The following is an 18,403-nucleotide window of genomic DNA, read 5'->3' on the forward strand; positions in this document are numbered from 1 at the left end:
CTCATATATACTTTAGATTGATTTAAAACTTCATTTTTAATTTAAAAGGATCTAGGTGAAGATCCTTTTTGATAATCTCATGACCAAAATCCCTTAACGTGAGTTTTCGTTCCACTGAGCGTCAGACCCCGATTTGTACCTCCAGCTGATCCATCAGCCGGGCGGTCTGCGTTTCCAGACGGGCTTTATCAGGGAAGTCGCCCGGGCCTCCGGTTCGTCAGCTTGTTGGGTACCTGCCAACGTTCGGCCTCGCGCACATATACCGGGTTTTCCCGGACGATGAACCAGATTTCATACATCACGTTGTACAGCGGCTCATCACTGTCGCGCAGCCAGTCCAGCGACGTCAGCGAGGTAAACCGCGTCCGCCACTGCCAGAACCCCTGCGCCAGCTCCCGCGCGTCAAACTCGTCAGCCCAGCGCGTATACCAGGCATTGACGGTTTCCGGCGACTGAAAGTTAAGCTCCGTCATGGCCTGCCCCAGCAGGTTCTGGCGCAGCAGCCAGGCATGTTCCAGCGCTTTTTCCTCCCGGCGCATTTTGCGGTTAAAGGCGATTTTCTCACGCTGCATCCGGCGATCTGTGCGCGCGTGTATCACCTCCGGGAACAGTTCGGCCTGCACATCCACGGAGAGTGGTAGCGGGCAATACTCCCCGTGGCTGGAGATGAGGCGGTCCAGCGCCTCTTCCACCTGTTTCAGGCTGGTCAGCCGGTTCTTCGGCTCCCAGTTCAGGCCGGGAATACGCTGTGCCACTGTCGTGTTAATCCGGCTGCTGCCGCTCAGCACGCGCAAAAAAGTACGCGCATGTGGCAGGGCGGGCAGACGTGCTCCACGGCGGCGGGACATGTCAGTTCACGGCGCAGGTCTTCGCCGCCGTCGCGCCAGTCTTCGAATTCCTGGGGGATCATTGTACTCAATACAGCGGGGGTAATAATGTTACGCATCATTTTCTCCTTGCTGCCGCCCCCGAAGGGCGGCCTCCGTTATCAGGCTGCATCGGGCAGGGTGTGGTGGCTGTCTGCATCAGCACTGCCGTTTTCGGTATCAGATACGTCGTTTTCTGCATCAGGGGCGCGCATCCAGACAGGCACCCAACGGTTGTCACGCATTTTGTCCTCTGCCAGTTCAGCCGCATCACCCTTCTTCATCTTCTCCGCATCCCGCGCCGCGCCTGTCAGTCCGGCCTCATTCAGCGCGGCGATGATTTGCGGTTTTTTAAGGCCAGTGAAGAAATCGGCCTTCGTCGGTTGCCACCAGTCGCGCAGATGGAAAGCGAGCGCGATTTCCAGCTTATCGAGCGGACTGCGGGTGGTGCCTCCGGCGCCGCGCATCTGCATACCGTCAAGACTGCATGCGGTGCAGAAACTGAGCAGGGCGGTAAGGTCTTTGGCGCTGAGGGTGAAAAAGGTGGTGAAGTCCTGTGTCCAGCCCTCCGGTAGCAACGTTTCAAGACGTTTTCCCTCCTGCGACAGCGTCACAAACGCAACACCGCTCTCGCCGGACGGCGCATCCTTTGTCAGGGAGTAATGCTTACAGTTCAGGCTGATTTGAGCGGGTCGGTTATACGCGCCGCTGCTGAACACGTTCAGACACAGCGTCCATGCCAGAAGCGCCAGGGATTTTTCCGGCTGCTGCATCAATGCCGCCTGGACCGACAATGTCCGTTCTGCACACATTCTGGTCAGCAGGGGAACACTGATTTCGTCCACAGGCTCCGGCTGGCGCTCATATACCGGAACCTGAGCGGGTTCATCTTCCGTTTCAGACTGCTCACGCAGGCTCACCCCGCGCTGGACACAGATTTCACCGTGACGCCATGACACCACCACGCCGGACTGTGCGCGCATTTCCAGCGTCCATGCCCGGAGTTGTGCCGCGCATTCGATGGCCTCTATCTCTGACTCCATCGTGTCGGTTTCATCGCTGGCGGTCTGGTTTTCGTCGTACAGTTCCTGCAACTCGTCCAGGCGCTGCTGTTCCTGCTCCGTGTAAACCGCGTCAGGCTCATCCTGAATACGGTACACTTCGGTATCCTCACCATAGCGGCTGACAGGCTCCATCCGTCCCGCGCACCATGCCCAGCCCTCGGCCTCTTTCAGGCACTCCGCCACCCACTGAAGTTTTTCCAGCAGGGCCGTATCCAGCGCCAGTTTGTCCACAAAACCGCCCTGTTCGTCGCTGAACAGGTCTGCGCGGATTTCATCGCCGGAGAAAGCTTTTTCACCGACAAACGTATATTTGCTGTTGTTGAGGGTGGAAACCTGACTGTCGGTGATCAAATTACGGATCACGCGCACTTCCGGTTTATTGTTCCAGCCCTCTCGACACGCCGCCTCGTACACCTGCACCTGACGGTCGGGATTGTCCTCCAGCGCCAGCGCCTGACAGTGCTCCGTGGTGATTTTGTCCGCAGCCAGCGCTTCCAGGATAACCGGAGCCAGCCCCGCGAGTTTCAGCATCCGCTGTACGTGACGGGGCGAATAGCCCAGCAGATCGCCAGTCTGTGCAGGAGTTTTGCCTTCCGCTGCCATCGCGCGGAATCCCGCAATTTGTTCGGCAGGGTGCATTTCCAGATGCTGCCCGTTCTCGGTCAGTGAAGCGGCGGTCGCCAGATTATCCGGCACAACCTTCACGCGGACAGGCCAGTCCGGGTGGATCGTGTTCTCAGTGGCCAACAGATTCATCGCCGCCAGACGGCGACCGCCAGCGCCCGTCCCGTGACAGGCCGGACGCGGCACACTGGCAGCGGGTGGCAGTCAGCATCAGGTGTGCAGGAATGGCCGGGGTGACAACAGGAGCTGAAGGGAAACACCAGAGGAGGACAGATGACATACCAACAGTTCTGCGTTGCTCCTCCACAGGGTTATTAACTGATTCTGTGGATAACCTGACATCTGTTTTTCCAGGCAGAACAGTTATCTGAGGGGAAACAGTAAAATTTCACTTGCAGGACAGAAAATATCTTAAATAATGCTGTATATAAAAACAGGTATTTTAAGAGGTATGCCATGTTACTGCTTGTAGCACCCGAACAGGAGCCGGTACAGTCCACTGCCCCGCTGTTCACCGAACGTTGCCCGGCGGGGTTTCCGTCGCCGGCCGCCGATTACACGGAGGAGGAACTGGATCTGAATGCCTACTGTATACGGCGTCCGGCTGCAACATTCTTCGTCAGGGCTATCGGGGATTCGATGAAAGAAATGGGTCTGCATTCCGGCGATTTAATGGTTGTCGACAAAGCTGAGAACCCCATGCAGGGGGATATTGTCATCGCGGAAACAGATGGCGAGTTCACCGTTAAGCGCCTGCAGTTGAAGCCCCGTATCGCCCTGCTGCCGATGAATCCGGCCTACCCCACGCTTTATCCGGAAGAACTGCAGATTTTCGGGGTGGTGACGGCTTTTATACACAAAACCCGGAGCACAGACTGATGTTCGCTTTGGCTGACGTCAACTCGTTCTATGCCAGTTGCGAAAAGGTCTTTCGCCCCGATTTGCGTGACAGGTCTGTGGTGGTCCTGAGTAACAACGATGGTTGTGTAATCGCGCGCAGCGCTGAAGCAAAAAAACTGGGCATAAAAATGGGGGTGCCGTGGTTTCAACTGAGGTCGGCGAAATTTCCGGAGCCGGTTATCGCGTTCTCCAGTAATTACGCCCTCTACGCATCAATGTCGAACAGGGTCATGGTTCACCTGGAAGAGCTGGCGCCACGCGTTGAGCAGTACTCCATTGACGAGATGTTTCTGGATATTCGCGGTATAGACAGTTGCATCGATTTCGAGGATTTCGGCCGACAGCTGCGTGAGCACGTTCGTTCCGGCACAGGGCTGACCATCGGCGTCGGAATGGGACCGACCAAAACGCTGGCTAAAAGCGCGCAATGGGCATCGAAAGAATGGTCACAGTTCGGAGGCGTGCTTGCCCTGACGTTACACAATCAGAAACGAACGGAGAAACTGCTGTCACTGCAACCGGTGGAGGAAATCTGGGGTGTGGGCCGCAGGATCTCAAAGAAGCTGAACACAATGGGGATCACCACAGCACTGCAGCTGGCCCGCGCGAATCCAACGTTCATCAGGAAAAACTTTAATGTGGTTCTGGAGAGAACGGTCCGGGAACTCAATGGAGAAAGCTGTATTTCCCTGGAGGAAGCACCGCCCCCCAAACAGCAGATAGTCTGCAGCAGAAGCTTTGGAGAACGAGTCACGACTTATGAAGCGATGCGGCAGGCAGTCTGTCAGCACGCTGAACGTGCCGCCGAAAAGCTGCGTGGGGAACGGCAGTTCTGCAGGCATATTGCCGTGTTTGTGAAAACATCGCCGTTCGCCGTAACTGAGCCCTACTACGGTAATCTGGCCAGTGAAAAACTGCTCATCCCCACGCAGGATACACGGGACATCATTGCCGCTGCCGTCAGAGCTCTGGACAGGATCTGGGTGGATGGTCACCGTTACGCAAAGGCAGGCTGTATGCTGAACGATTTCACGCAAACCGGGGTATCGCAGCTTAATTTATTTGATGAAGTACAGCCGCGGGAACGGAGCGAGCAGCTGATGCAAGTCCTGGATGGGATTAACCATCCGGGCAAGGGGAAAATATGGTTCGCCGGTCGGGGGATTGCCCCCGAGTGGCAGATGAAAAGGGAACTACTTTCGCCAGCTTATACGACACGTTGGGCAGATATTCCTGCAGCGAAATTGACTTGAAATTGTGGCGATTTCACCTTGAAATTCTCAATATAAATTACTTAATTACAATAAGTTAGATGTGAAATCGCCGTGGCGAAATTATTGACTCAAATTTCTCTCAAGGACCTCGTTGATAGCTTTGTCCAGTTCATCCTGAACCACTTTTGACATACGGCTAAACTCATAAGTCAGCGTACGCCCTTTCACACGCTTGCGCGCGAACTTGTCCTTTTCTTCAAAGGTCCAGAGTGCGGAAATTACTGACTTTTCCTTAGGAGGCGGAGCTATCAATGCCTGAGAGGCCTGAGAAATCAATTTCAGTATACTGGCTTTCTGTTCGTCGTCTGGTCGCTCGTAGTCACTCAAAATTGCATCATGCTGATCTGAGACAGACTGAATGAGCCCTTCAGACGTTAAACCCTTTTCACTGAGTTTTTCATTAACCTCTAACAGAATTTTATAGTCACTAAACGACAGCTCAGACTGAACCGGGAACAGAGAAATCAATTCTTGCGGTACTGCTGCCGCCTGCAGTGCCCTGGTGACCTTAGCCTGGGATAACCCCTCCAGTTCAGCAATTTCCTTTTGATTGAATCCAGACTCTTTCAGAGCCATCAATCTTAAGCCGATCTCCCGAAGGTTATGCTCTTTAGCTGTCTGGACATCTTTAGCCAGATGGCGAGCTTCATCAGCTGATAAACGTTCATTGGTAACCATTACATCAAGGCCTGTACGGATATAAATCGCTGAGGCTCGCCGTCTTGAACCATCCAGTATCTCAATCCTTTCACCTTGCTGAATGCCAATACAGGGGAAGAACTGCTGAAACTTAATCGTCTGGATAATAGATTTCAGGGACTCCCTGGTCAGAGCAAGTTGATCTCTTCCGTTGGTTTCCTGGTTTACGAATGTCTTACTTTCAACGTCCGATGCAGGTACCCGAACAAACCTGAACGTTATCTTCCTGCCGGTTTTTAGGGTAAATACCTGACTTCTTTGGGTGTCAGTCATCTCAACCATTGACGCCTGGGTATTTAACTGTCTGCCAATAGTTTTTCTTCTCTCATTCGACATCACATACCTCCGTTAGTACGAATGAACTCAATGCGATCAAATACGGCCTTCGCAAAGTCTTCCGCTGCTGATTTTGCGCTTTTAAGCGCCTCGGTGCTTCCATCATAGGTTGCTGGATTTGCGGAAATAACTGTGTCAAAAGTCTCCCCGCATCGCTCGAAGCCATCCAGCCTCGGCAGAACCATGTCGAGCATATCGGCACCGAATACTTCTTTGGCCTGACTATGGCAAATTTTGTGATCAGACTTGTTCAGGATTTTGGACATAAAACCTACATTTCCGATGAGATTGCAGGTGTGTCCATCCTGTTCGATCGAATCAATAAGCGCAGGAAGGCTGGCTACAAACTTCAGGGAAGAATGAAAATCAACCGTTGCCGGAGGAAGTGGAGTCAACATCAGGTCTGCCGCTCCGATGCAGTTTTTCAGGAACGCATCGAGGTGAGGACCACTATCAAGGAAGATAAAGTCGTAGTCATACCGGAGCTTGTCGATAATGTTCTCTTTAAGCACTGCATGAATATTTTGCCCAGGCAGATGTTCCTCACACAATCCCTTCCAGCCTTCAGCAAGGAATGCATCGTCAATGGAAGCGGGAATAACATCAACGCCCGGGATAATTGACGACACGATGAAATCGGAAAGTAATTCTTCACGAGACACGTTCTGGAGCATGGCCTGAGCAGCCGTATTTTCAACCAGGCCCACTGAATTCTCATGGCTCAGGAACATTGTCAGAGATGCCTGCGGATCGAAATCGATGGCCAGGATACGCAGGTCTTCGAACAGAAGCTGAGGATGAGCCCGAAAGGCATGGGATAATGAAGCGGTAGAAACTGTCTTGGAACCGCCACCTTTAAGGTTACATACAAATATAGTGAACGCTTTATCGAAGCGATCTCTGTACTTGGGCACTTTACGATGGAAATACAGATCGATGACGTTCTGAATCGTCATCGCGTACTTCATCGTATTGCCGGAAGGTTTCTTTTTAAAAATATAGCCACTGGCTTCCATTTCGGCCACAGCATACTCAACACTCCCTTTGCTTAGCTTAGGCAGCTTATATAGGGCGGCTTTGCTGTATTCCTGATAGAACTCGGTAAGCTTCAATTCCTCTTTTTGCTGGCGGATACTTTCGCTCAAGGATGTCAGAAGTTTACCTGCACGTGTGGCGACTTTCCGTAACTGCTCAATATTTTCCATTTATCACCTCATGATGTTTTTTGTCATTTTTAACAAAAAGAATCATGTTGCAAGAAATAAATCATAATATTTTGATTTTGCTCTCACAGGGGGCACCGAAGATTAAATGGAGAAGAGGGCACTACATCCACAATCATTTTGTTGACCCACAGCGCAAACCGTGAGTCTGTTCAGATCTTGCATCTGAGCAGGCGAAGGGTTGGACAAGCCCAAAGGGCGCGTCAGCCTGTCACATTGGGGTATAGTTCAGCAGTACCTGTTTCTGCCAGGACATGGATATCTCCGGGCAAGCAAGCTGATGATTAAAAAAGAAAGAGGGGACAACCCCTGAAGGAATTGCAATTCCGTTCCTCGCAATGTCAGCATTTTTTGCCTGTGATACTATGACCGGGTCATTTTTCAGAGCATGGACTGATGAAAAAGAAAAACACTACGCCGACTCCCCACGACGCGACATTCCGGCAGTTTCTGACACAACCTGACATTGCCCGGGATTTTATGGAGCTGCATCTGCCGGCAGAGCTGCGTGCCATCTGCGATCTCAGTACACTGAAACTGGAATCAGGCTCGTTTGTTGAGGATGACCTCCGCCAGTATTTCAGCGACGTCCTCTACAGCCTGAAAACCACAGCCGGCGACGGATATATTCATGTCCTGGTTGAACACCAGTCAACACCTGACAAACATATGGCTTTCCGCCTGATACGCTATGCGGTGGCCGCCATGCAGCGCCACCTGGAGGCAGGGCATAAAAAATTGCCACTGGTGATACCAGTGCTGTTCTATACGGGGAAACGCAGCCCGTATCCGTACTCCACCCGCTGGCTGGACGAATTTGACGATACGGCGCTGGCAGGCAAACTCTACAGCAGCGCTTTCCCGCTGGTAGACGTTACGGTCATTCCGGATGATGAAATCGCCGGCCACCGTAGCATGGCCGCCCTGACTTTATTGCAGAAACATATTCATCAGCGGGACCTGGCAGAACTGGTTGACCGGCTGGCGCCCATTTTGCTGGCCGGATATCTGTCTTCATCGCAGGTAATATCGCTGGTACACTATATAGTGCAGGCAGGCGAAACATCCGACGCCGAAGCCTTTGTACGCGAACTGGCACAGCGTGTGCCGCAACACGGAGACGCACTTATGACCATCGCACAACAGCTCGAACAGAAGGGCATCGAGAAGGGGATTCAGCTCGGTGAACAACGTGGTATTGAAAAAGGCCGTTCAGAAGGGGAGCGCGAAGCGACTCTGAAAATAGCCCGTACCATGCTCCAGAACGGCATTGACCGCAATACCGTCATGAAAATGACCGGTCTGACTGAAGACGACCTGGCGCAGATCCGCCACTAATCCCCCTTTTCTGGCACTCCCTGCCCGGCCATCAGCGAATACTGGTGGGGCAGGGAGGCATCAGGCTCTGCCAGCCAGCCACAGCGATCAAACAGCTTCATTACCCCCGCTACGTTCCCTGTCAAACGTGCTGTCAGCGAATTTATCTGTCGGCCGCTGTCGTTAAAACCGACATCGAGTTTGGCCTGTGAGAGATAAATGCCGTTCACGCCTGCACTGAGCGCCACAGCATTCCGGCCGGACCATTCCCGATCGCTCAGCAGACGGTAGTTCCAGTGCATATCTTTCGCTGTTTCCAGAGCATACGTCAGCCGGAACAGGTCGTTCTGCTCGGACAACTCACCGGTGCATGAACGCCAGAGGTAATTCAGCTTGCTGGCCAGCTTGGCGCTGACGCCCATCTGACGTCCCTGTTTCAAAAGCCACTCGATATCGGGCGTCACATCACGAGAAAAACGCCGTTGCTTCAGCGCAGTCGCCAGCCAGCGGGTGAGAAAGAGGTTTTCCTGTGCCGGCGAGAGAACGCCACCATCCTGCCTGGCCAGCGCAAGCGCCACCAGGGCACACCACGCCAGATGACCTGATTTTTCTGTCAATGTCACGGCTTCTCCCGCAAGTCAGAAAAATGATGTAATTCATCAGGCATAATCAGCACACGTCAGCCCGTCTTACGGAGAAACATTCGCCGCATCTCACGCGTCAGCTGCTTCTTCTCCCATCCGTAAGGGAAAATAATGCTGTAGTCCCTCCTCTCAGGGAGGATATCAGGGCCCGCGACGATTCGCGCCACCTCCTTATTCAGGCGTTCTCCTCGCCAGCCATAAGCCGCCAGTCGCTTACGGATACGTGCAACGGGAAAACGTTTATCGGAGTGACGGGGGAAGAGTAACGTCCCGTCCTCATTTCGTTTGACACCAAACATATCCAGAGACTGTTCGATCACCACTGTTCGAACGGGGAAATGCTCACGCATAGTTTTCAACATATTCTCCATTTCAGACTCCTGAATTAATCCCTGCAACTGTCTGACCAGCCAGAGAGCAGCGTTATGCTGGCTCACTCCCTGCGTCATCATTCATTTCACACTGGAGTTCATGCCAGTATCCGGCAATATTGTTTACCACCTGTGCTGTCATAACGGCGTCAGTGACGGCGGAATGAGCCACCCCGATCCAGCTCAGGCCAGCCTGACTGACAGCACCGGAAAGCGATATGGTTCCGTAACGATTTGTACTGCAGCTGCTGCCGGATCGATGCCGACTGTGGGTTTCAGGCGGGTCTCAAATATCCTCTCACCGCGGGCATTCACCAGACCGATTTCCAGCGCCTGCGCGCCGGCATCAAGTCCGGTCGTTTCGGTATCGAGGAAGACGGGGCCCAGTGCTAACCAGGTATGTGCCAGCATGGCGAACCTGCCACGCTCACTCTTCATCCGGGCCTGCAGGCCCAGACGTGTGCTGGCCAGCCGCTGTTTTTCTGTCTGAGGGCGTTTCGCCCGCATCGGGACGCAGTCAGCCAGCCGCCATACGCCGTATTTCCCGCCGTAAGGACTTTTGTACATTCTGACCGGTTCCGCACCAGGGGCTGGCTTCATCCTGAACTCATCCCGAAGCCGCCCTTTGGTGTAGCATTTATCCTCCGCCCGGGGCGCTTCATCACAGGAGTCTGAATTGTCATCATCACGCATTCTGGCCACCGGTCTGTTTATTGCCTGAAAGCGCCGCCATCAGTGACTGGTTCTGACGCTTCAGGGCTTCAGCCTCACCACGCAGTGCCGCGACCGTTTCTTTCTCCCCCATCGTCTCCAGACGGGCATCATCACGCTGGTTTTCCAGCTGTGTGCAACGATCTGTCAGACTGGCTATTTCACTGCCCATACGCACCAGTTGCTCCGAGGAGGCCTTTTCCTGCGATTCCAGCCTTGCGGTGAGGCTGCTGACTCTGTCACGTTCAAGTGCAATCTCACCGGCGCGCGCCTGCGTGTCAGCGATGGCCTGCTCGAGGCGTTGCTGCAGCGTTTCGCGGGTGGCCAGATGCTGCTGACGTTCTGAGGCCAGCGCATTTTCCTGCGATTCAAGGCGGGCAAGGAGAGTATTGACTTTATCGCGTTCAGACTTCAGTTCTTCTGTACGCGCATTAGCTTCGGCAGAAATTTGCTCCAGTCGTTTCTGCAGGTCTTCCCGCGTGTTTTTGTGCTGTGCCTGCTCCGCATTAAGCGCATCCTGCAGCACTGTCTTCTGCTCCTGATACCGTTCCTCTCGCTGACGGGTATTCTCTTCAGCGGCCGCAAGACGCTCTTTCAGCTGGGCCATCTCCACATCATGCTGCTGACGCAGTGAACGTTCTGACTCCAGCGCCAGCGTCAAACTGTCATATCTGTCCTGCAGTTCATCCAGTTTTTCTTCCAGGTCGTCGACTGTCTGCGCGGCGTCGGCCAGCTCCCGCTCTGCCTGTGCGGTCTGTTCACCGGCAGCACGCGTGACTTCCGCAACCCGGCGTTCTGCAGCCCGGACCGCCTTGTCATTCAGTTCTGTCGCCAGCTGGGTGATGCGTTCGGACAGCGCGGCGGAGACGGCCTTCACTTCTTCAGCCACTTCCACTGGCAGCTCGGCAACGGGTTCAGTGACGACCGTGCTCTGTGAAGCCTGGTATTCGTCCCATATCTGGCGGAGACGTGTCGGATTGCCGCCACCCACCTGGTTACGTAGTGCGAACCCGGTGATATTCCGTCCTTCAGCCTGCAGGGCCAGCCCTGCTTCAATAATCTGTTCTGGTTCGTATGTCGCCGGACGCATCTGTCAGTCTCCGCATAAAGGGTATGCTTATATTATACACAAACAAACTAACAAATAAACTAACTAACAAACAAATTAAAGACGTGACAGGGTAGCGAAAAAGGGCACCAGGACAGCGCACCGCCGGTCGAATTGCTGGCACAGCATGTCCGGAGCCCGGGCGGGATGCACCACAGGTACGATGCACGCCACTCTCCTTGCCAGGTACTGGTGTTAATGCTAATGTACGCATACGTTAGCATTAACCAGAGACAGACATGCCGCAGGATGAATCAGTCGTCAAACGGGCCAGGGAATACTTTTTCCGCCACCACCGGTATACAGAGGAAGACCTGGAATCCGACTACCAGGCAGAACTGCGTAACTACAGGGATGACACCTGGGAAGCACCACAACGGGCAGCCAGACTCAGTGCGGCCGTCAAGCGCTACAAAACGTATGAGATGCTGTACTTCTTCTTCCAGATCGCTGATGAGGCCGGGCTGGACTATACTCCGCTGGTTGTAAAGCGCCTGTGCGCTCATCTTTTCGACAGGCAGGGCAGCCAGAATATTATTGTTGATATCTTTGGCCAGAAGGGACGCATGCACCGCAGCCATGACAGTGATCCTGACATTATTGCTGCCGTTGCCGAACGCTACCGGCAGCAGGCAGAGGACCACTGGCAGACAGTTCTGAAGAATATCGGGAGAGTGAAGCAGGACTACCAGAAAAATCAGAACAGACAGAAAGGCGCAGGGGATTAAATGCATGATTAATGCTAATGTATGCGTACATTAGCATTAATCACATAAGTCAGTGAAAATAAATCAGGCTTATTCAACGTTGCGAAGGTTCTTTGGCCAGTTGCTGGAGCTACTTCCCGAAATCAGGAAAGCCTGCGGCTGAAAGTACATCAGCAACAGCACTGGCTCTGGGATGGCCACGTTCAAGCCAGACCAGACTGAGAGCCACACCTGATTTCTCCGTATCATAACTGTGACGCGACAACCGGAATTACCAAACGGACACTCAAAGAATGAGATGAACGCTCCAGACTTATGAAGTTCGGAACACACAGAGTTCCTAGTTGTAGCGGCTCGCAATCGAAATCCCCCCGACTCGCAATCAGCGCAAATTTCGGCTCACATTAACTGCAAATGAAAAATGCCACCGGCTCACATTAAGTGACAATGGGCTCGCATTTATCCTGCCCGGCTCGCAATCCATTCCACCGGGCTCACAATAACTGCAAGTCAACTTCGTCATATCGGCAAACCGACTGCCAGCATTCTATTTTCCAGTTCGACTGGTCTCAGATATTTATTCATACTGGTTAAAAATTGTCGTTTTGGTTTGATTAACGTTTACCTACGTATAATCGCAGCAATTGGAGTTAACTCAGTAAATAGGAGCAAATAATGGAACAAAACCAACCAGCACAACCTTCACGACGTGCAATCCTGAAACAAACTCTTGCAGTATCTGCTTTGTCTGTCACCGGGCTGGCGGCCTTATCGGTACCAACTATCTCTTTCGCCGCATCACTGAGCAAAGAGGAACGTGACGGTATGACTCCAGATGCAGTCATTGAACATTTTAAACAGGGTAACCTGCGCTTCCGGGAAAATCGCCCGGCTAAACATGATTACCTGGCACAGAAGCGCAACAGTATTGCGGGTCAGTATCCTGCTGCGGTGATCCTTAGCTGCATTGACTCACGTGCGCCGGCGGAAATTGTGCTGGATGCGGGGATCGGTGAGACGTTTAATTCCCGCGTAGCGGGTAATATCAGTAATCGCGATATGCTGGGCAGCATGGAGTTTGCCTGTGCAGTTGCCGGCGCGAAAGTAGTGCTGGTTATAGGACACACCCGCTGTGGCGCAGTACGCTGTGCTATTGATAATGCTGAACTGGGTAACCTGACGGGGCTGCTGGATGAAATTAAACCCGCGATTGCAAAAACGGAGTATAGCGGTGAGCGTAAAGGTAGCAATTATGATTTTGTCGATGCGGTGGCACGAAAAAATGTCGAGCTGACTATCGAAAACATCCGCAAAAACAGCCCGGTGCTGAAACAACTGGAAGATGAGAAGAAAATTAAAATCGTTGGCAGTATGTATCACCTTACTGGCGGTAAGGTTGAGTTTTTCGAAGTATAACTGAAGCAGTCCGAGTCCGAATACAGTCAGCCTCGCATTACATTAAGAGCTCATTAAATTTTCTCTGGAATGAAAATGTATTTTTTGAGTACACCCAAAGCGCACAGTCTGGTGAGACAGTTTTTCTGTCTCATTTGGGTTGTTTTTATCCCATTCCGGTGTTACGTTTTCATCATCTAGAGTTAAACGAGACAGTTTTCACCATTATGGCACTTTACGGCTATGCCCGCGTTTCAACCAGCGATCAGGATCTTACTCTGCAGACACAAATTCTCCGCGCTGCTGGTTGTGAAATTATTCGTGCAGAAAAAGCCAGCGGAAGCGGCCGGACCGGAAGGAGCGAGTTGCAGCTGCTGCTGGAGTTCCTGCGCCCTGGTGATACGTTGATGGTGACACGCGTGGATCGCCTGGCCCGCAGCATTAAGGACCTGCAGGACATTGTGTATGCCCTGAATCAACAGGGCGTAACGCTCAGGGCAACAGAACAGCCAGTGGACACGCGTTCAGCTGCAGGCAAAGCCTTCCTCGATATGCTGGGTGTTTTCGCTGAGTTTGAAACCAATCTGAGACGTGAACGCCAGATGGAAGGCATTGCCGCGGCGAAAGCCAGGGGCGTATACCGGGGAAGGAAACCGTCCATAGATCCTGCTGAGGTATATCGTCTGTATACCATTGAGAAGATGGGAGCCACAGCCATCGCCCGCCAGCTCGGGATTGGGAGGGCGTCAGTCTACCGGGCGCTGGAAAATTATGAGCAGCCGGCGTAGCGCGATTCCGTCTGACTCCCTGTTGCAACTACGGCAACGGCTCGATCGCCTGCCGCCAAAAAGCCCTGAACGTGCCAATCAGATTGCCGCTACCGCCCAGCTGTATGGTATTTCAGTCACGACGGTTTATCGCGCTCTTCACCTTGTTTTGAAACCGCGAACGGCCCACCGCAGTGATCATGGTCAACCCCGGATACTGCCACCGTCCGAGCTGGAGCATTACTGCGAACTGATTGCTGCACTGAAATTACGAACCACAAATAAATCCGGCCGCCATCTGTCGACCGGACGGGCAATACAGCTGCTGGAAGAGCATGGCGTGGAGACGGTCCAGGGATTGATTAAAAGTCCCAAAGGCTTACTTCGTAAGCAGACCGTCAATCGCTGGCTTTCCCGCTGGCGTCTCGACCAGCCCCGCCTGTTACGGGAGCCTCCGGCGGTAAGATTTCAGGCTGAAAACAGCAATGACTGTTGGCAGTTTGATATGTCGCCATCCGATCTCAAACATATTGAGCGGCCTGACTGGGTAGATCCTGCCCGGGGCGAACCCACGCTGATGCTCTTCAGCGTAGTGGATGACCGGAGCGGTGTCGCATACCAGGAATACCGGTGTGTGTACGGTGAGGATGCGGAATCTGCGCTGCGTTTTCTCTTTAACGCCATGGCCCCAAAAACCAGGTCTGATTTTCCTTTTCAGGGCCGCCCGAAATTGCTGTACCTCGATAATGGACCGGTGGCCAAAAACCATGTATTCCAGAATGTGATGCAGTCCCTGAAGGTTGACTGGCTGACGCATACGCCGGCAGGCAAGGACGGCCCCCGGACGACGGCACGGTCCAAAGGTAAAGTTGAACGTCCTTTCCGGACCGTCAAGGAGGCACATGAAACTCTGTACCATTTCCATAAACCGGAAACGGAGCTGCAGGCCAACGAATGGCTCTGGAACTATCTGAGCCGTTATAACGCGCAGCGTCACCGCAGCGAGAAACACTCCCGACTGGAGGACTGGCTGGCAAATATCGGCCAGGAAGGTGTGAGGGATATGTGCAGCTGGGAACAATACTGTCGGTTCGCCCGGGAGCCGGAATCCCGCAAGGTGGGTGTTGATGCGCGGATAACGATAGACGGCACCGCATGGGAAGTTGAACCGGATATGGCGGGTGAAACCGTCATTCTGCTGTGGGGGCTGTTTGACGAAGAGATGTATGTGGAGTTTACCGGTGAAACATGGGGGCCTTATTATCCGGTGTCGGGGCCTGTGCCGCTGCACCGTTACCGGACGTTCAGACGCGGTAAAGCGGCTGAACGGGCCGATCGTATCCATGCTCTGGCCAGGCAGCTGAACATCCCCATCAGCGCATTGTCCGGCAGCGATCTCCGCGTGGTCAGTGATGACACTCAGCAGCGCATTGATGCGTTGCCACATCAGCCCTTTGATACCCGAAAATTTGAATACCACTTTCCCACCGTTATTGCGGCAAAACTGGCAATTGCCGACGATCTGGCCATACCGCTGGCCAGAATGTCGGATGAAGACCGGGCGTTTATCGACAGTATTCTGACTGAGACGCTTAACCGTAGTGAAGTACTTGCCCGCATCAGAGACTATTTTCGTAGCAGACAATCAGGAGAGGACCATGCGGGTTGAAGTGATGGAGCATTATGGACTGACGCAGTCTATTGAACAGGCCGGGTATTATGAAACTGCCCACCATAAGCAGCTGATGAAAGACATTAAGGGTGCGATACGCGAAGGACGACTGATAGCGGTCTGTGGCGTGGTGGGAAGCGGTAAAACCGTCACTCTGCGACGCCTGCAGCAGCAACTGCTGGATGAAAATAAAATCATTGTCGCCCGCTCCCTGTCGGTGGACAAACAGAGTGTCCGGCTCGCCACGCTGATTAATGCCCTGTTTTATGACCTGGCACAGGATAAACAGGTGCAGATCCACAAACAAGGTGAACGCCGCGAGCGTGAGCTGCAGGAACTGGTCAAAAAAGGCAAACGCCCGGTGGCGCTGTTTGTTGATGAAGCCCATGACCTGAACGGTAATACACTAACGGGGCTCAAACGGCTGATGGAAGTGGTTGAAGACGGCGGTGGTAGGCTGTCCGTCGTTCTGGCCGGTCACCCAAAACTGCGTAATGACCTGCGTCGTCCGACGATGGAGGAAATTGGCTATCGTACCGATATTTTTACACTGGACGGGATCACCGGCAGTCAGCGTGAATATATCCAGTGGCTGCTGAAGACCAGCACCGGTAAGGGTAAGCCGGAAGATATTCTAACGACCGAAGCCGTTGACCTGCTGGCGATGAAACTGCGAACACCGCTGCAGGTCCAGTTGCACCTGACGCTGGCGATGGAAGCAGGATACCAGACGGGCGAAAAACCGATTACTGCCACTCTGGTTGAATCCGTGCTGTCACGTCAGCTGGATGACCTGGAGCCGACGCTCACGCGACATGGTTACCGGCTGAAGGATATGGTGGAGCAGTTCGATGCAAAACCAGCTGAAATCAGGGCATTATTTAATAATCAGTTAGACCCTGCCCGCACGGCCGAACTACGCGACAGAATGCTGGCGGTCGGTCTGCCAATATGACGATGTTGATTTGCAGTTATTGTGAGCCCGGTGGAATGGATTGCGAGCCGGGCAGGATAAATGCGAGCCCATTATCACCTAATGTGAGCCGGTGGCGTTTTTCATTTGCAGTTAATGTGAGCCAAAATTGGCGCTGATTGCGAGTCGGGGGGATTTCGATTGCGAGCCGCTACAAATAGCTTCGCATATTACCGCTCCACTTTAGCCAGACCCTGTTGATTGCCGGGAAACAGTGAAGCGGCATTCATAAATTGTGCTACCTGTTTCAGTAACTGCCACATGTACCGACACTGATGATTTCTCGTTATGGTTTCGTGTAACGACAACCACTGTCGCTCTATCGGATTCAGCCACGGCGAATACATCGGCAGGAACAGCAACCGGAACTTCGGGTTTTCTTCCAGCCAGCGTTCCACTTTGCGGCTTTTATGGATGATGTAGTTATCCGCCACCAGTGTGATGGTTTTCGCCCGCCTGTATGTACGGCGTAACGTTTCTAACAGACTGATAAATAAATCAGAACTCTTGCTGCTGCCACTGACGTAGTGAACCCGTCCCGTACCTGAATGCAGTGCGCCTGCCAGATAATGCTTCTGGTTCTGTCCCGGCGTGGCGATGCGTTTCTGTTGCCCTTTGGGCATCCAGTCAGCGCCAATTTTTGGGTTCAGGTCGATGTCGACTTCATCCTGATAAAACACAGGATGTGCAGTCTGCTCCTGAGCCAGCGCCTGATCAATGACAAGCCGTTTTTCTTCATAGTGCGGATCTTTGATTTTCAGCGTTGGCGCTGCCCTGCGCCAGACCATATCTGCCTGCCTCAGATATCGGTGCAGGGTGGAGCGGTGCAGCGTCACATCAAAAAGTCGGTTGATGACGAGTACCAGAAGCTCCGTGCTCCAGCGTGAGCGCAGCCAGCCAAAATCCTTCGGGGAACGCTGTACCAATAGTGGCAAGAGCTGAAGGATATCAGCGACCGGCCAGCGTGGAGCACGTCCGGGTCTGAGGCTTTTTAGTCCTTCAACACCATGTAAAGTAAACCAGTTTATCCATCGACCAACGGATGAACGGGCGGCACAGAGTAATCTGGCAACGTCAGTGACGGTCATTCCCTGATGCAGCATCAGCATGGCGATAAGCCGTCGCGCATGGTTTTTATCGTAGGTTTGTTGGGCCTCTTTGCGCATCAGTTGTCGTTCTTCATCAGGAATTGCTGCTATGATCGGCATCGCTCAGTCCGGTTGGTGATTTGTGATGTTTGGCGATTGATCAGATCGCACAATCCGGGCTGAGTTCCCTTTCAGTGATCTACTATTTTGCGAAGCTATTTAGTGCACACTAATCGATTTTTCAGACAACCTTTCTCGCCTGGCGTGAGTTTTCGTTCGACTGAACCTATAAAAAGGCTCTGCATTCTGTCCTGTAGTGCGCCAGGCCTAATAACGCCTCCCGTTTAATTCCGGCCCGGTCGTACATCGGTTCTGTTCATTTATGGGATCGCGACTTTTTCGTTGTAATGCTTCAAGAGCGATTTTTTGTTCTGCGGTCAACTCAACATTCATAGCCATCAGCATGATCCTGATTATTTTTGAAACCAAGCATCTTCATTGATCATGGGTATACATCGTTGTTATCCAGCTATACATCATAACAGGTCAATTAAATCCACTCAGAAATAAAGTCAGGGTATGCATAAAATCTATCGCCCATAATCCTATCCAGTAACACCATGATTAGTAAGAACTAATCAGTCTGTGCAAAAACAGGTCACCG

Annotated in this window: 15 protein-coding genes and 3 pseudogenes; 8 read left to right on the forward strand and 10 right to left on the reverse strand. The window is 52.8% G+C overall.

The window, feature by feature from the left end; translation table 11 throughout:
• Positions 1-188 precede the first annotated feature (188 nt).
• The 3 pseudogenes from J1G48_RS22840 to J1G48_RS22850 all read right to left on the reverse strand — a co-directional run.
• Positions 189-845, reverse strand: a pseudogene (locus J1G48_RS22840) (plasmid SOS inhibition protein A); the annotation flags it as partial.
• Positions 846-847: 2 nt separating this feature from the next.
• A pseudogene (locus tag J1G48_RS23505) lies at positions 848-949 on the reverse strand (conjugation system SOS inhibitor PsiB family protein); the annotation flags it as partial.
• Between the two features lie 39 nt (positions 950-988).
• Positions 989-2,710, reverse strand: a pseudogene (locus J1G48_RS22850) (ParB/RepB/Spo0J family partition protein); the annotation flags it as partial.
• Positions 2,711-3,010: 300 nt separating this feature from the next.
• On the opposite strand from J1G48_RS22850, the gene umuD reads away from it, so the two are divergent.
• Complete coding sequence (umuD, locus tag J1G48_RS22855) at positions 3,011-3,433, forward strand: translesion error-prone DNA polymerase V autoproteolytic subunit (protein WP_000925628.1); 423 nt, start codon at positions 3,011-3,013, stop codon at positions 3,431-3,433.
• The gene (locus J1G48_RS22860) at positions 3,433-4,707 is read left to right on the forward strand and encodes a Y-family DNA polymerase (RefSeq protein WP_000457542.1); all 1,275 of its coding nucleotides are present in this window, start codon (positions 3,433-3,435) and stop codon (positions 4,705-4,707) included. The genes umuD and J1G48_RS22860 overlap by 1 nt, the downstream gene beginning before the upstream one ends.
• Before the next feature lie 81 nt (positions 4,708-4,788).
• Here the strand turns inward: J1G48_RS22860 and J1G48_RS22865 are convergent, their stop codons facing one another.
• Positions 4,789-5,763, reverse strand: a complete 975-nt coding sequence (locus tag J1G48_RS22865; RefSeq protein ID WP_000064277.1) for a ParB family protein — start codon at positions 5,761-5,763, stop codon at positions 4,789-4,791.
• Positions 5,763-6,968, reverse strand: a complete 1,206-nt coding sequence (locus tag J1G48_RS22870; protein WP_000427676.1) for an AAA family ATPase — start codon at positions 6,966-6,968, stop codon at positions 5,763-5,765. Before J1G48_RS22870 ends, J1G48_RS22865 begins: the two co-directional genes overlap by 1 nt.
• Positions 6,969-7,382: 414 nt before the next feature.
• Between J1G48_RS22870 and J1G48_RS22875 the strand changes: the two genes are divergently transcribed.
• Complete coding sequence (locus J1G48_RS22875; protein WP_000728919.1) at positions 7,383-8,324, forward strand: Rpn family recombination-promoting nuclease/putative transposase; 942 nt, start codon at positions 7,383-7,385, stop codon at positions 8,322-8,324.
• Here the strand turns inward: J1G48_RS22875 and J1G48_RS22880 are convergent.
• The 4 genes from J1G48_RS22880 to J1G48_RS22895 form a co-directional block, all read right to left on the reverse strand.
• The gene (locus J1G48_RS22880; protein WP_000176303.1) at positions 8,321-8,926 is read right to left on the reverse strand and encodes a DUF2913 family protein; all 606 of its coding nucleotides are present in this window, start codon (positions 8,924-8,926) and stop codon (positions 8,321-8,323) included. The two genes, J1G48_RS22875 and J1G48_RS22880, sit on opposite strands and share 4 nt — an antisense overlap.
• A 56-nt stretch (positions 8,927-8,982) precedes the next feature.
• On the reverse strand, positions 8,983-9,399 hold the full coding sequence (locus J1G48_RS22885; protein WP_000988946.1) for a hypothetical protein: 417 nt from the start codon (positions 9,397-9,399) through the stop codon (positions 8,983-8,985).
• Positions 9,400-9,501: 102 nt separating this feature from the next.
• Positions 9,502-9,918, reverse strand: coding sequence for a hypothetical protein (locus tag J1G48_RS22890; protein ID WP_001541564.1), 417 nt, complete (start codon positions 9,916-9,918; stop codon positions 9,502-9,504).
• A gap of 85 nt (positions 9,919-10,003) precedes the next feature.
• Complete coding sequence (locus J1G48_RS22895; protein WP_001247117.1) at positions 10,004-11,119, reverse strand: DNA-binding protein; 1,116 nt, start codon at positions 11,117-11,119, stop codon at positions 10,004-10,006.
• A gap of 257 nt (positions 11,120-11,376) precedes the next feature.
• Here J1G48_RS22895 and J1G48_RS22900 point away from each other — a divergent pair, with 257 nt between their 5' ends.
• The 5 genes from J1G48_RS22900 to J1G48_RS22920 all read left to right on the forward strand — a co-directional run bounded on the left by J1G48_RS22900 (position 11,377) and on the right by J1G48_RS22920 (position 16,633).
• Complete coding sequence (locus J1G48_RS22900) at positions 11,377-11,865, forward strand: hypothetical protein (RefSeq protein ID WP_001135409.1); 489 nt, start codon at positions 11,377-11,379, stop codon at positions 11,863-11,865.
• A gap of 654 nt (positions 11,866-12,519) precedes the next feature.
• Positions 12,520-13,260, forward strand: a complete 741-nt coding sequence (locus tag J1G48_RS22905; protein ID WP_001541566.1) for a carbonic anhydrase — start codon at positions 12,520-12,522, stop codon at positions 13,258-13,260.
• A gap of 206 nt (positions 13,261-13,466) precedes the next feature.
• Complete coding sequence (locus J1G48_RS22910; protein WP_001240330.1) at positions 13,467-14,027, forward strand: recombinase family protein; 561 nt, start codon at positions 13,467-13,469, stop codon at positions 14,025-14,027.
• Positions 14,011-15,675 carry an IS481 family transposase gene (locus J1G48_RS22915; RefSeq protein WP_000098781.1) on the forward strand — a complete coding sequence of 555 codons (1,665 nt, stop codon included), beginning with the start codon at positions 14,011-14,013 and terminating at the stop codon, positions 15,673-15,675. Before J1G48_RS22910 ends, J1G48_RS22915 begins: the two co-directional genes overlap by 17 nt.
• Positions 15,608-16,633, forward strand: a complete 1,026-nt coding sequence (locus J1G48_RS22920; protein ID WP_077907510.1) for an ExeA family protein — start codon at positions 15,608-15,610, stop codon at positions 16,631-16,633. The genes J1G48_RS22915 and J1G48_RS22920 overlap by 68 nt, the downstream gene beginning before the upstream one ends.
• Positions 16,634-16,821: 188 nt before the next feature.
• On the opposite strand, the gene J1G48_RS22925 is transcribed toward J1G48_RS22920, so the two are convergent.
• A complete protein-coding gene (locus J1G48_RS22925; protein WP_001121400.1) occupies positions 16,822-17,859 on the reverse strand; it encodes an IS630 family transposase in 1,038 nt (345 codons plus the stop codon).
• Positions 17,860-18,403: the final 544 nt, after the last annotated feature.

The organism is Salmonella sp. SAL-020 (genome assembly GCF_017372215.1).
Lineage (GTDB): Bacteria > Pseudomonadota > Gammaproteobacteria > Enterobacterales > Enterobacteriaceae > Salmonella > Salmonella enterica.